Annotated in this window: 12 protein-coding genes; 6 read left to right on the plus strand and 6 right to left on the minus strand. The window is 57.0% G+C overall.

Translation table 11 applies throughout. From position 1 onward, the window contains the following. Positions 1–178: 178 nt before the first annotated feature. Positions 179–1,483 (minus strand): HlyD family type I secretion periplasmic adaptor subunit, encoded by a 1,305-nt coding sequence (locus IT971_RS19335; protein WP_063092721.1) that lies wholly within the window; start codon positions 1,481–1,483, stop codon positions 179–181. Continuing rightward, the gene (locus IT971_RS19340; protein WP_063092720.1) at positions 1,483–3,795 is read right to left on the minus strand and encodes a type I secretion system permease/ATPase; all 2,313 of its coding nucleotides are present in this window, start codon (positions 3,793–3,795) and stop codon (positions 1,483–1,485) included. The genes IT971_RS19335 and IT971_RS19340 overlap by 1 nt, the downstream gene beginning before the upstream one ends. A gap of 444 nt (positions 3,796–4,239) precedes the next feature. Between IT971_RS19340 and IT971_RS19345 the strand changes: the two genes are divergently transcribed. The 3 genes from IT971_RS19345 to IT971_RS19355 all read left to right on the plus strand — a co-directional run bounded on the left by IT971_RS19345 (position 4,240) and on the right by IT971_RS19355 (position 6,352). Next, entirely contained in the window at positions 4,240–5,136 is an 897-nt protein-coding gene (locus IT971_RS19345; protein ID WP_063092719.1) for a M48 family metalloprotease, read from the plus strand. A 31-nt stretch (positions 5,137–5,167) separates the two neighbouring features. Further along, positions 5,168–5,500: an HNH endonuclease signature motif containing protein gene (locus IT971_RS19350; protein ID WP_065701856.1), complete on the plus strand. Its 333-nt coding sequence runs from the start codon at positions 5,168–5,170 to the stop codon at positions 5,498–5,500. A 153-nt stretch (positions 5,501–5,653) separates the two neighbouring features. After that, positions 5,654–6,352 (plus strand): MarC family protein, encoded by a 699-nt coding sequence (locus tag IT971_RS19355; RefSeq protein WP_114093483.1) that lies wholly within the window; start codon positions 5,654–5,656, stop codon positions 6,350–6,352. A gap of 19 nt (positions 6,353–6,371) precedes the next feature. Here the strand turns inward: IT971_RS19355 and IT971_RS19360 are convergent, their stop codons facing one another. The 4 genes from IT971_RS19360 to IT971_RS19375 form a co-directional block, all read right to left on the minus strand. Then, entirely contained in the window at positions 6,372–7,517 is a 1,146-nt protein-coding gene (locus IT971_RS19360) for an HPP family protein (RefSeq protein ID WP_063092718.1), read from the minus strand. Positions 7,518–7,747: 230 nt separating this feature from the next. Continuing rightward, positions 7,748–8,677, minus strand: coding sequence for a calcium/sodium antiporter (locus IT971_RS19365; RefSeq protein WP_063092717.1), 930 nt, complete (start codon positions 8,675–8,677; stop codon positions 7,748–7,750). 163 nt (positions 8,678–8,840) lie between these two features. Continuing rightward, positions 8,841–11,225, minus strand: coding sequence for a transketolase (locus IT971_RS19370; protein WP_082822551.1), 2,385 nt, complete (start codon positions 11,223–11,225; stop codon positions 8,841–8,843). A 372-nt stretch (positions 11,226–11,597) separates the two neighbouring features. After that, positions 11,598–12,815, minus strand: coding sequence for a methionine gamma-lyase (locus IT971_RS19375; RefSeq protein WP_063092715.1), 1,218 nt, complete (start codon positions 12,813–12,815; stop codon positions 11,598–11,600). A gap of 224 nt (positions 12,816–13,039) precedes the next feature. Here IT971_RS19375 and IT971_RS19380 point away from each other — a divergent pair, with 224 nt between their 5' ends. From IT971_RS19380 to IT971_RS19390, 3 genes are all read left to right on the plus strand, one after another. Next, the gene (locus IT971_RS19380) at positions 13,040–14,650 is read left to right on the plus strand and encodes a sigma-54-dependent transcriptional regulator (protein ID WP_063092714.1); all 1,611 of its coding nucleotides are present in this window, start codon (positions 13,040–13,042) and stop codon (positions 14,648–14,650) included. An 81-nt stretch (positions 14,651–14,731) separates the two neighbouring features. After that, a complete protein-coding gene (locus IT971_RS19385) occupies positions 14,732–15,517 on the plus strand; it encodes a 3-hydroxybutyrate dehydrogenase (protein ID WP_063092713.1) in 786 nt (261 codons plus the stop codon). Positions 15,518–15,520: 3 nt separating this feature from the next. Then, the gene (locus IT971_RS19390) at positions 15,521–16,045 is read left to right on the plus strand and encodes a hypothetical protein (RefSeq protein WP_063092712.1); all 525 of its coding nucleotides are present in this window, start codon (positions 15,521–15,523) and stop codon (positions 16,043–16,045) included. The last annotated feature ends 10 nt before the right edge of the window (positions 16,046–16,055 follow it).

Raw genomic sequence — 16,055 nt, forward strand, 5'->3', positions numbered from 1 at the left:
TTCTATATACAGTAGTATAGACGCCAATCAAGCACCCATCAACGGAAGATGCGCACTGGAATCGCTAAATTACATTTTTTTCATGTTTTCCCGGGATTTGAAAGGCGAAATTCGCCTCTGACAGAATCTGTCAGGTTGTATAGGGTAGGTAGAAAGACCCCGAATCGGGCTGGAAGACCTATTGTTCGCGGAATGCGCGATCAAAACTGTCGGTGATCGGAGCAAACAGATAGGCGAGAATCGTTCTGGCACCGGTGACGATTTCAAGCTGTGCGGCCATTCCCGGCGATAAAATCATGCCTTCATGTTCGGCAAGGCTTTCCGAATCGATTTCGATCATTGCCTGAAAATACGGGCGGCCTTCCGGATCGGTCAGACGATCCGGCGACACATCCGCCACAACGCCCTTTACCGGCGCAAACCAGCGCTGGCTGAAAGCCGTCACCCGGATATTAACTTCAAGCCCCTCATGCACGACATCGATATCGTTCGGCGATACGCGCGCCTCGATCACAAGCTTGTCGTCCTGTGGCACGATTTCAAGCACTTGCGCACCGGGCGGGATCACCCCGCCAACGGTGGAAAACTGCAAATTGGTGACCGTACCGGAACGCGGTGCCTTGATGTCGGACCGCACCAGAATATCCTCGGCCGAGCGCAACCGTTCATTCAGGTCTGAAATCTCGCCCTGGATATCGCGAAGCTCGGTATTGATGGTTTGCAGATTGTCACGCGTCAGCTGCGCCTGACTGGATTTGACCTGTTGGATTTGTTGTTCGATGCGTGCGATATCGGCCGAAAACCGCCCTATATTGCCAAGAACTTCGACCAGACGACTTTCAAGCTGAAGCAGACGGGTGCGTCTGGCATAGCCAAGATCGACCATGGGTTTGACCATGGCAAGCTCTTCCTTGACGATGCCAACCTGCTGCTCGGATGCGGTTTTCTGTTCCTGCGTGCCGATGATTTCGCGGCGCAGTTCCTTGATCCGTTCGTCATACAGTTCAAGTTCACCGCGAAACGCGTTCATGCGGCTTTGAAACAGGGTTTCCTGCGATTCAACAATCCCGGCATATTTCGGATCATAAAGCGGCGCGGGAAACTGGATTCTGTCCTTGCCGCCACGTTCGGCAATCAGGCGGGCCTGTGTCGCCAGCGCATTAAGATAGCGGTTATTCAGCAGATCAAAACTGGCCCGCGCACGCGTATCGTCAAGCCGGATCAGGACATCGCCACCCTGCACACGTGCCCCGTTGCGCACCAGAATGTCGCGAATGATCCCGCCTTCAAGGTGCTGAACACTCTGCCGACCGGAAAACGGTGCGACCACGCCGCTTGCCGTTGCGGCGGAATTGATGCGCGCGGTTGCCGCCCACAAGAACACCGACCCGACACCCAGGATCAGGATCAGAAGACCGATCCGCACCAGCGGTCTGACATCGGTTTCAAGTTCACGCGCGGTTGGAAGCTCCACCCCTGCCATCAGACACCACCCTGTCTGCGACCAGCCGATCCTTCAACCACCCGAAGCTGTGGCGGGTCACTGCGTTTCGGGCGCGGGGCGGCGGCGGGCTGTTGTGCTGGGCTGCGCTCGCCGGTACGGCGCGCCTTGCGCGCCTCTTCACGGGCAGCGGCCTTTTTCGCCAGAACCTGCTCACGCGCTTCTTTGCGGCTGGCCTCAAGGGCGGCTTCGCGGGCGGTCTTGCGCGCGCTCAGTCTTTGTTTTTCCTGCTTTTCACGGGCAATGCGCATCCGTTCGGCACGGTCGTCCGCTGTTGTTTCGGCCTTCTTGCGGGTGGCCGGGCGCATGGTCATCATGGTGCCGCCCGGGGTCGGTTGCGGCACCATTTCGGTGCGCTCGATCCCGGCCTTTGACTTGGCCTGTGCGACACGGCTGGCCTGTGCGCGGGTCGGCGTCGGCATAATACCGGCGGGCAAAGGCGTCTGTTCCGGCGTCTGATTTTGCGCCGAATTTTTTTCAATGATCGGGCGCGGTGCATCCGGGTTGGGCACCGCAATCCGTTTGGGCGTGATCCGCATTTGTCCATCACGCGCCGGTGGGGCAACAGGCGATGCCACGGGTGCAGGTGGTGGCGCGATCATCTGATCGGCCTTGGCCCGCACCGGCACGACCTGAATCTGACCATTGGCTAGGGCAAGGATCGCATCGGCACGCACCAGAATTTCGCGTTCGTGACTGACGATAAAGGTCGTAATCCCGGCACGGCGCACGATATCAATCAGCCCGCTGATATGCCCGACACCATTGTCATCAAGGGCGGTTGTCGGTTCATCCAGCAACAACATGCGCGGCCGCCCGAACAGCGCCGCGGCAAGGGCGATCAACTGGCGCTGCCCGCCCGAAAGATTGCGCCCGCCCCGTTCAACCCGGGTTTCATAGCCATCGGGAAGATCAAGGATGAATTTATGCGCCCCGGCCAGTTCGGCCGCCTGAATGATGTCGCGCATTTCGGCATTGCCAAGACGGGCAATATTTTCGGCAATCGTCCCGGGAAACAGGAACGGGTTCTGCGACAGATAGCCGACCTGCGGGCCAAGTTCACCGCGATCAATACGCGATGCTTCGATTTCATCAAGCTTGACCGACCCCGATCCGGGCACCCAGATACCCATGATCAGCTTCAAAAGGGCCGTTTTACCAACCCCGTTGAACCCGGCGATGGAAATCACCTGCCCCGGCCCGGTCTTGAACGAAAATCCCTTGAACAGAACATTGCGGCTGCCCGGCGGGGCAAAAACCAGCCGATCCACCGTCACCGAAATACCGCGCCCGCGTGGCAGCGGCGCAGGTGTCGATTGACGTTTATCCAGAAGAATCTTATTCAGCCGTTCGAACGAATTGCGCGCCGAATTCCAGCTGCGCCATGCCGAAACCGCGCCATCAAATGGGGCAAGCCCGCGCATCCCCATGATCATGGAGGCCACCATGATCCCGATCGTGATGCTCTCGGACAGCACCAGATAGGCACCAACCCCGATAAAACAGACCTGCATGGCCAGACGGATGAAATGCGAAAGCGTTGTCGATGTTCCGACCCGTCGGCTGGCCTGGCCTTCCCAATACAGCGCATCGGACTGATCAGCCTGCCAGCGCTGGCGCGCGGACGGAGTCATGCCCATGGCTTCCATCGCCTCGGCATTGCGGATATAGGTTTCTTCCTGCGCAATACCGCGATTCTGGCTTTCTTCGGACCGGTCGACGGAAATCTTTGCCGCCGCCTCGTTGGCAATCGCAATCAGGATCAGGATCGCCGCCCCGGCACAGGCGACAAGCCCAAGCCGCGTGTCAAAGATGAACACCACACCGATATAGACCGGGGCCCACATGAAATCGATCAGGGTAAAGGGGCCCGATCCGGTCAGGAACCCGCGCAGACCATAAAGATCGCGCAACGGTCGCTGGCGCATATTGTTGCCGCGTGCGGCCTGTTGCACGACATGGGCAAACAGATCCCCGCCAAGCCGAAGATCAAGTGCGGTGCCAACCCGGATCAAAAGGCGCGAACGCAATTGTTCCATCGACGCAATGAACAGCAGCACCAACGCGATGCCAAGCGTCAGAAGTAAAAGCGTATCGACACTGCGGCTGGAAAGGACACGGTCAAACACCTGCATCGAATAGATCGGGATGACCATGTTCAGCATATTGATGACCATGCTGAATCCGCCGACAAGGGCAATCGACCGCCAGAACACCCGTTCCAGCGGGGTGCGATCCCCTTCCCGTGTCGCGCCCGCCTTGCGGACCGACTGGATTTTGTCCAGCAGGGTCATTGTGTTCCTTCCCGAAACCCCGTTCGCAGCAAATCTTGTATCACATCAAATATGGCGCACACGCCAAGCGACCCGCGACAAACCTGTTACGAGCCACCTATCCGATTGCATAAGCACTATTCTAGGGCAACATATAAGGATGTGTTAACAAATTAAGGAACTTCAACGATTTGCGGGCAATAATACGCTGGTTCCGGCATTGCGAAATGCTGCGTTTTGCCACGAATCCGAAAAAACATGCCAGCAGGCAGACATGCCGGAATTGCCGACAACCTGTTGGAAATCTTCCTTTTTCTGATTTGAATTGCGCCAACTCAAATCAGGCGGCGTGCGTTTGGCTTACCCTTGGAGCACGTCGCAAGGCGCAGGCAAAGGTACGTTGCCCTTGCCCTTAACATCTAAAAACATACCTTTTAAGTCAGGGAAAAAGAATCGGGACACCCCATGGAAAACGAACCCTCAAGCCTGCCTGTCTTCCTGCAACGCTTTCTTGCCATCAGTCCGGGCGGCAATTCGCACACCTTCCCGTTAATGGCCTGCATGGCCGGGGTTCTGGCGACCTGCGCATGGATGCTCGGTGGATTATCCATGGCAATTTCGGCCGCGATTGCCGTTGCGCTGATGCTTGTGCTTGCCCCGATGATATCCCCCGAAGTCCTGATGAAATTGTTGCGCGCCCGCCCGCTGGATGCCGCTTCCTTCCCTGCCATTCACGAAATGGCGGCGATGCTGGCGCGCCGTGCCGGGCTTGATTACCTGCCAAAGCTTTTCCTGCTGCCGGGCAAGGGGGTGAATGCAATCACCACCGGCACCGCCGAAGAAACGACCATCGCGATATCAAATGATGCCCTTCATACGCTTTCCCCGCGCCAGATGCGCGCCCTGCTGGCCCATGAAATCGCCCATGCATGGCACGGCGATACGCGCATCCTTCTGATGACCGACGTGCTGTATCGGGCCACATGGACCATTGCCCTGTTCGGATTGATGCTTTTCATTTTTGGCAATTTTGATCCGCCGAACTGGATGGTCATTGTCTTTGGCGTGGTCCCGACCGTAAGCTTCCTGTTACAGCGCGCCGTGATCCGGGATCGTGAGTTCATTGCCGATCACGGCGCAAGCGACCTGTTGAACGGCCCCGAAGACATGATCGAGGCGCTTTTGCATATCGATCAGATCAATCGCCGCCGTTTGCGCCTGATCCCTTATCGCAGCACGCAACCCCCCTTATTGCTTGATACCCATCCACCGGTCAGCGCCCGCATCCGGGCATTGCGCGACCTTAAACCCGGCACGTGGCAGAAATTCTTTGAAAACCGGCGACCTCCCGGCACAAAATAGCCCAACCTGACAATAACCACGTACTTCTTTCATGCCGGTATCGCCCACACCAGATCAGGAACTTGGTCCCTGCCCGATTTGCGGACGGATGATGATCGCGGGCGACAGTGTTGACCGGCATCACTGGACGCCGAAATCAAAGGGCGGCACGGATACCCAATGGCTGCACCGTGTCTGTCATCGCATGATCCACCGATTGTTTGACGAAACCACCTTGGCGCGCGATTTCGATACACCGGAAAAAATCATCGCCCATCCCGATATGCAGACATTCATCCGATGGATACGCAAAAAACCCGTTGATTATATCGACTGGCCGGAAAATGCCGGACGATACGGACGCAATCGTCGTCGCAGCCGTTAAAATCACGAAAACACGTAACAGGCCGATTGCATTTTGCAGCCGACATAAAGGTTTACCTTGCGCGACCGGGCCGATATACGGCCCCAGTTTTGCGGCGACAAACCCGGCTGCAATTGGCACTATGACAAACGATCAACGGACAAAGGAAACCAGATGCCAAGCCTCGACATGCTGAGCGAACTGATCCCGGCCTTTGTCACGTTATTTGTGATCATCGACCCGATCGGGCTGGTGCCGGTCTTCATCGTCCTCACACAGGGCACCGATACCAGACATCGCCGCCGCATGGCGATCCGGGCCTGTATCGCAAGCTTCCTGATCCTTGCCGCCTTTGCCGTTATCGGCGAAAGCGTGCTTGGCATTTTTGGCATACATATGCCGGCCTTCCGGATTGCCGGCGGAACGCTTCTGTTCCTGATCGCGCTTGAAATGCTGTTTGAACGCCGCAGCCAGAAACGCAACCAGCGCGCCGAACAGGTTCATCAGGAACTTGAAGACGAACACGAACTTGATCAGCAGATCACCGATGCCAAACCGGCGCAACCCGACGAAGAACCGGACGATATTTCAATCTTCCCGATGTCGATCCCGTTCCTTGCCGGCCCCGGTTCCATCGCGACCGTGATGCTGCTGATGGGCAAATATGAAGACAGCGTGGTGATGCAGGTCAGCGTCGTCGCGGTTGTCGGCCTTGTCATGCTCTGCGCGCTTACCATGTTCCTGCTGGCCAATCTGGTCGCCAAACGCCTGAGCCCGACAGTCGCGACCGTGATCTCCCGCCTGCTCGGCATGATCCTCGCCGCCCTTGCGGTCCAGTTCATCATTGATGGCATCAAACAGGCGTTTTTCTGATCGACACCTTCGACGTTACCTAGCCCTTCAACCCCGCATGGGCCAAGGCAGCGATAAGGTCCGTTCGGGTGACAATGCCGATGATCCGGTTATCTTCGACCACCGGAACCGCATCACAGGCCCCATCCGCCATCAATGGCAGCAGGGCGGCAATCGGGGTATTCGCCGTTGCCCGTGGCTCTGTCACCGACATGATTTCGATGGCCCGGATCGGGACATTGCGACGGCGATCAATCAGGCGCGCCATGGCGGCAAGCAATCCGCGATCCAGACGAAGGGCATCTTCGGTCGCACGCCGGATCAGATGGATCTGGAAAATCACCCCGATAAAACGTCCGTCATCCTCAATGACCGGCAATGACGTAAACCCGTGCCGCCGGAACAGGTCGGCGACCTCGTTAAGCGGGGTTTGGGCATTCACCGTCACCAGATCGCGTGACATGATCTGGCCTGCCGTGACCGGACCAGCGCGATGGGCCGCGACCTGAAATTCGGCCGCCCCGATCAGGCGCGCAAGATCTTCGACGCCAAGGTTCAGCGACTGGCGATATTGCTGCAAAATCGAATTCAGCTCCCCCTTGTCCAGACCAAGCCGTTCAATCGGGGAACGGTCCGCTGTCTGAAAGGGGCTCTTGTCATCGAAATGGCGTAACGGATATTTCCGCCCGGTTGCTCGGGCATAAAGTACTGCCGTCAGAACAAGAATGGCCGTGATTGCCGCAACCGGTGTAAGGGCAAACCGAAAGCCAAGCTCGGTTGCGATATCCGGGTTCATCGCAACAATCATCGCAACCGCCCCGCCCGGCGGATGAACCGCGCGCGCAACGATCATCACGGTAATGGCAAGCCCGACCGCCACCGCCACCCGCAAAACCGGATCGGGGATCACATAGCAAACCGCAACCCCGGCAAGGGCGGCGACAGAGTTGCCGACAATTGCCGACCACGGCTGCGCCAGCGGGCTGTTTGGCACGGCAAACAGCAACACCGACGACGCCCCGAACGGCGCAATCAGATAAAGCCCCGCCCCCTGCAGATCAAAGAACGACAGAACAAAACCGGCAATCCCCAGCCCGATCAGCGCCCCAAGCCCGGCACGGATGGCTTCCTTATGCGTGCTGGCCGGTATGGCCGGATAAAGCGCGCGATAGTTGCGAAATTTCATCGGATTGGTTCATTTCCCGGCCCGTTATTGAACACTTAATTATTGTTCAATTTTTATAAATGCGATTTTTTCTAGTATTTGTAATTCGCATCCCCGTCAATAACGGCAACCGATAAATCCCCCAACAAAAAGGAGGGCACGCGGCCCTCCTTTCGAACTTTTCCCGGCAAGGCCCCTGATCGCAAGCCCCCGCAAAAGGCCGGATCGCGGTCGTGCTGGCTGGCAATATTTCACTGTGCGGCAAAAACATATCCGCCATAGGCAACAAGCATCACGATCCCGATCCCCCGCCCGATGGTTTGACGGCGCAACAACACAGTCAGGACCAGCGATACCGCGATCATGATCGGCAGATCAAAGGTCAGGAAACGGCTGGCAACCGGGATCGGGGTAATGATCGCGGTCAGGCCAAGAATACCCAGAATATTGAAAATGTTCGATCCGACGATATTGCCGATGGCAATTTCCGACTGCTTTCGCAACGCCGCGATTAACGAGGTCGCGAGTTCCGGCAAGGACGTGCCAACCGCCACGACCGTAAGCCCGATAAACGCCTCTGACACGCCAAAGGTCCGGGCAATTGTTACCGCCCCATCGACCATGAAACGCGCGCCAAACATCAACGCCACCAGCCCGCCAATCACCCAGACCAGCGACAGCCACAAGCCACGCGCCGGAACCGGCAGATCACCCTCATCGGCAAGTGGCGCATTGGGCGCATTGCGCGACTGGCGATAGGCAAACACAAGATAGGCAACAAGCGATACAAACAGGATACCCCCGGCAACCCGCCCCATCATCCCGAAGGCAAAGATCGGCACAAGGGCAATGGCTGCCGCCATCATCACCGCCGTGTCGCGTTTCAGGGTATCGCCAGAAACCCGGATCGGCCAGACAAGCGCCGACACACCAACGATCAGCAGAATATTGGCGATGTTCGATCCAACAACATTGCCAAGCGCAATATCGGAAACCCCGCGCAACGCGGCATCAACCGAAACCAGCAATTCCGGGGTCGATGTGCCAAAGCCAACCACGGTCAAACCGATCAGGAGCGGCGGCATCGCCAGACGCTGCGCAATCCCGACACTGCCGCGCACCAGCGCCTCGCCGCCGAAAAACAGACCGACAAGGCCCGCCAGCAACATCAGATATTCCATAACCAAAGCCCCCATCGCGCTAATGATCAATAGTGTCACAGCATACAGCGCGCAGATGTGTGTGCGTTTCCGACCCTGCGCAAGTGACCCCGATTACATTTCCGCCGACAAAGCAAAATGGCCGGGAAATTCCCGGCCATTGATGCAGATTTCCAGATGGACATCAATCCCAGCGCTTGGTTGCCCGGATGATCGCATCGGTGTCGATCTGGTAATATTTATACAGATCAATGCTGTCGCCGCACTGACCAAACGCATTGACGCCAAGCGGGGCGACGGCGTGACCGCGGACCGAACCCAACCACGCCATCGCCGCCGGATGACCATCAATCACCGTGACAAGACGCGCATCCGATGCCAGCGGCTTCAGAAGGTTTTCGATATGGGCCATGCGCCCATCGGATTTGCCTTCAAGGCGCGCCCGTTCCAGATCCTGCCATTCGTTATAAAGCCGGTCGGTCGATGTCACCGCCAGAAGGCCAATCCCCGGATGATCGGCTTCAAGTTTTTCCCACGCGGCAATCGCTTCGGGGGCCATTGCGCCGCAATAGGCGATCGCCATTTTGCAATTTTCGCCCGGTTCACGCAGCCAGTAACCACCCGATACGATTTCGGACTTTGTGGCATCGGAAAGATCGCGTTCCGGCTGTGCCAGCGGCTTGGTCGACAGGCGCAGATAAACCGATCCGCCTTCGGGATTTTGCAGATGATCAAATGACCAGCCCATGATGGTCGCAAGTTCGTCGCCAAAGCTTGGCTCGAAACTGGTCAGGCCCGGCTGCCCCATGCCGATCATCGGGGTTGAAATCGACTGATGCGCGCCACCTTCGGGCGCCAGCGTAATCCCGCTTGGCGTGGCGACAACCATAAACCGCGCATCCTGATAACAGGCATAATTCAGCGCATCGAGGCCGCGCGCAATGAACGGATCATAAAGCGTTCCAATCGGGAACAGGCGTTGGCCAAACAGGCTGTGCGACAGGCCAAGGGCGGCCAGGTTCAAAAACAGGTTGTTTTCGGCAATGCCAAGTTCGACATGCTGGCCTTCGGGCGACCTGATCCATTTCTGGGCCGAGGGCACCTTGCGTTCGCGGAATTCATCGGCAAGATTTTCACGCGCAAACAGCCCGCGCTGGTTCACAAACCCGCCAAGGTTGGTCGATACCGTCACATCGGGCGATGTGGTGACGATCCGGTCCGCCAGATCGCTATCCTTCAGTTTCGCAAGCTCGTTCAGGATTTTGCCAAACACTTCCTGCGTGCTCGATGTATCGACCCGCGCATAGGGCATTTCGGGAATATCGATGACGGTTGCCAGCTTCTTGCGCGATTTGCCGTCATTAAACGGTGCCGCATCGATATAGGCACGCACCTTATCCTCGGCCACGTCAAGACCGGCGGCGTAATCCCATTCCTGCCCGTCATTGATATTGTTCTGTTTTTTGAACGCATCCATCTGGGCGACATTCATAAGGCCCGCATGGTTGTCCTTATGCCCCTGAAGCGGGGTGGCATAACCCTTGACCGTATAGGCGATAAAGATCGTCGGCTTGTCATTGGGAACGGAATCAAACGCATTCAGGACCGCTTCCATGCAATGCCCGCCCAGATTGGTCATCAGGTCATGCAGGGCATCATCATCATAATCGCCAAGCAGACTTGCCAGCGCATTATCGCCCGGCATATCGCCAAGGATCTGTTTGCGCCACGCCGCACCCCCCTGGAACGTCAGGGCGGAATAGACATCGTTCGGCGCCTCGTTCAGCCATTTTTTCAATGACCTGCCACCCGGCTTGGCAAAGGCATCATGCAGTTTGCGGCCATATTTGATGGTGATCACGTTCCAGCCAACGGCGCGGAAAAACCGGCCGATCACGCGGAACAGATGCGCATCGATCATGCCATCAAGGCTTTGACGGTTGTAATCGATCACCCACCAGACATTGCGAATATCATGCTTCCAGGTATCAAGAAGCGCCTCATAGATATTGCCTTCATCGAGTTCCGCATCGCCAACAAGGGCGACCATGCGACCGGGTTTTTCACCGCGCGGCAGCATATCCTTGTAACGCAGGTAATCCTGCGTGAGGGCGGCAAAGTTGGTGACCGCCGCACCAAGCCCGACCGACCCGGTCGAAAAATCGACGACATCGCCATCCTTGGTCCGCGACGGATAGGATTGCGCACCGCCAAATGCGCGGAAGTTTTCAAGCTTTTCCCTGGTCTGGCGACCGAACAGATAATTGATCGCATGGAAAACCGGCGATGCATGCGGCTTGACCGCGACCCGGTCCTGCGGGCGCAGAACATTGAAATAAAGTGCTGTCATCAGGGTTGTCATCGATGCGCAGCTCGCCTGATGGCCGCCGACCTTGATGCCATCGCGTTTGGGGCGGATATGGTTGGCGTTATGGATGGTCCAGCTTGATAGCCAGCGCACCTTTTTCTCAATCTGGCCCAGCATCTCAAGATCCTTGGCCGCCACGCGCCCGGTCGAGATTGCTTCGATCATTTCGCCAATTTCAGGGGTGCTGTTTTGTGCTGACATCTTTTTCTCGCCTCTCGCTGGCGTTTCGGCCCGGCATCACCGGTTTTGCCGCACGCCTTATTTCGGTATGGATTTGCGTATTTTTGCTGCTACGCGATGCCAATCAAGCGAAAGCACCAAAAATCGCAGGATTGACGAAACTTTCAAAAAACCCTCGTTCAGCCCACGCAAGTTTTTTGAAATTCGTCGAATGTGGCACACAGGCCCGGAGTTGATTTTTATCCGTTACCGATGCCGATTCGGGATGCCCCAACGCTGCCAAGGCGGTTGCCGCATGGCGCGGAACGGCACCCACACCATGCGCAACCTTATACGGACCGCAAATCGTTTGGGGGATTTGCGGTCCGCCTCCCTTGTTCAGGGATTCCGGGATTATTCAGCGGCAATCGCCATCTGATCCCCGTCCAGCGCCTGTTCAAGATCGGCAAGAATATCGTCGATGCTTTCAAGGCCCGCCGACAGGCGGATCAGGCCATCCGTGATCTGATACTCCGCACGTTCTTCGGGCGTGTAGGTCGAATGGGTCATTGATGCCGGGTGCTGGATCAGGGTTTCGGCATCGCCAAGGCTGACCGCGCGCGTGATCATGTTAAGACCGTTCATCAGCTTGCGGCCCTCTTCGATCCCGCCTTTAAGTTCAAACGCGATCATGCCGCCAAAGCGGGCCATCTGCTTTTTCGCCAGTTCATATTGCGCAAAGCTCTCAAGACCGGGATAGAAAACCTTTTCGACCTTCGGATGGTTTTCAAGAAAGGCCGCGATTTTTTCGGCATTGTCGCAATGGCGTTCCATACGAAGTTCAAGCGTCTTGAGCCCCCGCATCACCAGATTGGCATCCTGCGGCGACAGGACCGCACCGGTCATGTCTTTCAGGCCGACAAGGCGAACCTGTTCAAGGTCTTCCGCACGGCCAATCACCGCACCGGCCATCAGATCACCATGACCGCCCAGATATTTGGTCGCCGAATGCACGACAATATCGGCCCCGAGTTCAATCGGGCGCTGCAGATACGGCGTGCAATAGGTGTTATCCACCACGACCTTGGCACCATGTTTATGGGCGATGTCGGAAATGGCTTCGATATCGACCAGACGCATGTTCGGGTTGGCCGGGGTTTCGAAATAAACGATTTTGGTTTTGTCCGAAATCGCCTTTTCAAGCTCCGCCGGATCGGTCAGGTCAACATGGGTATGCTTGATCCCGAATTTCTCAAGCCCGTGACGGAAATAGGCGAATGTGCAGCCATAAAGGGTGCGATCGACAATGATCTCGTCACCCGGCGCAATGAATGTCCAGAAGACCGACGTAATCGCCCCCATGCCCGATGCGGTCGCAAGGGCCGCTTCACCGCCTTCAAGCACCGCTAGACGGCTTTCAAGAAGGGCCAGCGTCGGGTTGCCGATCCGTGAATAGATAAAGCCCTGCTCTTCACCGGCAAACATGCGCCCGCCCTGCTCTGCGGTTTCGAATGCAAAGGTGGAGCTCATGTAAACCGGCGGGTTCAGCGCGCCATTATGGCTTTGCGGATCATACCCATGATGGATGGCGCGGGTGGCAAAACCGGATTTGGTGTGACGCGGATCAGACATGAAAGGCTCCCGTTATTTGAAGTGTTCTGCCCCCATAACCGCAAAGCCCGTGCCAGAATTGAAAACCCCTGTATTTCAATTACTTAGCGCCACAGCCCTTAGATCAACTGTAAACTTAAGTTTACAAACACCTCCACCAACCACGACATTTCGCCAAAACCACTGGAAAACAGCCCCTTACGACTGTATAGTTTTCGTTACAGTGTAAACATTTCGGTACAGCCATGCGTTTTGAAATCACCGGGGAAAACAGGGTCGGCATCACGCGGGACGTCGTCAATGTGCTGGCGGATTTCAAGCTTGATATCCGCGCCTTCGAGGTCACAACCCACCATATCTTTGCCGATATCCCGGCAATCCGGCCGGAACGTTTTCCGTTGCTGGCCCATCGCCTGATGCAACTTCCCGGCATCGAGGACGTCAAACCGATTGACCGCCTGCCAACCGAACGCAGGCGCGCGCAGCTTCACGCAACCCTTGCCGCCCTTGGCGATCCGGTAATCGCGGTGGATGCCAACGGCCTGATCGCGCAGGCCAATCCGGCAGCGCAAAATATCGCAGGCTCCCCCGATGCGCCGCTGCGTGACCGGCCCTTGGCCGATTTCCTGACCGACCCGGATATTGATGACCTGCGCCAAAGCCATTTCCGCCTGCCGGAACGCGAAGTCACGCTGGGCGGTCAAACCTATCTGCTACAGGTCGAACCGATCGGCCATGTTGATGATGGTACGGATGCCGCCGATGACGCACCTTGGGGCGGGGTCATGGTGTTTCACCGGGCCGCGCGCCTTGGCCGCGTCATGACCGCCCTTCAGGATCGAAGCCACACCGGATTTGACGACATCATCGGCCAAAGCAAGGTACTGGCACGGGTCAAGGCACAGGCAAAACGACTGGCATCGGTCGATGCCCCGCTTCTGATCCTCGGCGAAACCGGCACGGGGAAGGAGCTTTTCGCCCGCGCCTGCCACCGCGCAAGCAACCGGGCCGATCAGCCTTTTCTGGCGCTAAACTGTGCTGCCATGCCCGAAGGACTGGCCGAAAGCGAACTGTTTGGCTATGCCGCCGGGGCCTTTACCAGTGCGCGGCGTGGTGGCAAGCCGGGACTTCTGGAACTGGCCGATGGCGGCACGCTGTTTCTGGATGAAATCGGCGAACTGACACCGTATCTGCAGGCAAAGCTTCTGCGCGTGTTGCAGGATGGCCGGTTCCGGCGCGTCGGCGGCACGGATGAAATTGCGGTTGATGTCCGCGTCATCAGCGCGACCAACCGCGACCTTGACGCCATGTCCCATGACGGCACATTCCGCGAAGACCTTTATTTCCGCCTTAACGTCCTTGGCATCACCCTGCCGCCCTTGCGCGACCGGCGCGAAGACATTGCCGAACTGGCGCTTTATTTCGTCACCCGCACCGCCCAGCAAACCGAACGCCCCACACCCCATATCGCAAGGGATGCCCTATCCTGGCTTGCCAGCCACGACTGGCCCGGCAATGTGCGCGAACTGGAAAACACCCTTTTCCGGGCGGTCGCCCTTCTGGATGGCGATATCCTGACCGCACGCGACCTGACCACCACCGCAAGCAGCCCGTCCGTCACCGCCACGGACGAACCCGGCAGACTCCGCGATCCGGCAACCGCTGCCCCCGCAACCGACCCGATCAATGCCGCCATCGCCCAAGGAACCCTTGCCGACGGGATGGACATGCTCGAACGTGAAATGCTGGCGCGCCTTTACCCGGATTACCCAAGCTCGCGGAAGCTTGCCGAACGGCTTGGCATCTCGCACACGGCGATTGCCCGCAAGCTTCGCAAATATGGCATTTCCGGTTGATCTTGCCTCCCATGTTGCATTGCGGCATGATCCACCTAACTTATGAGGAGGAACAACTCCTCACCCACAGGGAGAAACATCATGCTGACAGGCAAATGCGCACTTGTTACCGGATCGACCAGCGGCATCGGCCTTGCCATGGCCAAGGCCCTTGCAGGGGCCGGGGCGGATGTCATGCTGAACGGCTTTGGCGACAAGGACGAAATCGAAGCCACCCGCAAATCGCTTGAAACCGAATTTGGCGTGACCGCGCATTACAATGGCGCGGACCTCTCCAAACCAGATCAGATCGAAGCGATGATGATGGACGCCGCCGCAAAATTCGGGGGTGGTGCCGATATCCTGATCAACAATGCCGGCATCCAATACACCGCCCTGATCGAAGATTTCCCGCCGGAAAAATGGGATGCGATCATTGCGATCAACCTGACCTCGGCCTTCCACACGACGCGCCTTGCCCTGCCGAACATGAAAAAGAAAAACTGGGGCCGGATCATCAATACCGCATCCGCCCACGGTCTGGTCGCATCGGTCCAAAAGGCCGCCTATGTCGCGGCGAAGCACGGCATCATGGGCCTGACCAAGGTAACAGCCCTTGAAACCGCCGAAAGCGGCATCACCGCCAATTCAATCTGCCCGGGCTGGGTGCGCACCGAACTGGTCGAACGCCAGATCGAAGCCAAGGCCAAGGAAGGCGGCATCTCCGTCGAACAGGCCGCAACCAATCTGGTCTCGGACAAACACCCGTCCAAACAGTTCGTCACCCCCGAACAGATCGGCCAGACCGCGCTGTTCCTGTGCTCGGACGCCGCATCACAAATGACCGGCACGCATATGTCGGTCGATGGTGGCTGGACGGCGCAGTAAAAGATGACCTACCAAGCTCTTCAAGTTCTGCAAGACTGTTACCATGCCCTGAATTTGCTAGAAAACGAGGAAAATGAGGACCTCTGGCGTGTCCACTGGGCAGGCGCACTCGCACTTCTGAGAGCAGTGGGCAACGTTTTAAAACAGGTTGACGCCAAAACCGACCCTCGAATTGCAGCGGCAGAGAAAGAGCAATTTAAAAAATGGAAGCAGGATGACAGAGATTCAGAGATGTTCTTTGAATTCATCAAGAAAGATCGCGACTTATTACTAAAAGAATATGAGTTCAATGTTCACCCGTTAGACACTTCCAGCATTTTAATTACTACTAAATTGCGCGATCAAAATGGCAACATTTTTGAGCACAATGAGGTTCATGAACTTGATGGGAATATCTATCGTCCAATTCTTTCCGGCCCCAAGGAAGGGGACGATGCCCGAGATGCATATAAAGAAGCTCTTGAATGGTGGGGGCATCAACTAGATGAAATCGATCAAATAATTTCGAACCTCACCAAACCAGAATAGGCAAGCTTCT

It is taken from the genome of Thalassospira sp. B30-1 (assembly GCF_015767575.1).
Classification (GTDB): Bacteria; Pseudomonadota; Alphaproteobacteria; order Rhodospirillales; family Thalassospiraceae; genus Thalassospira; species Thalassospira xiamenensis.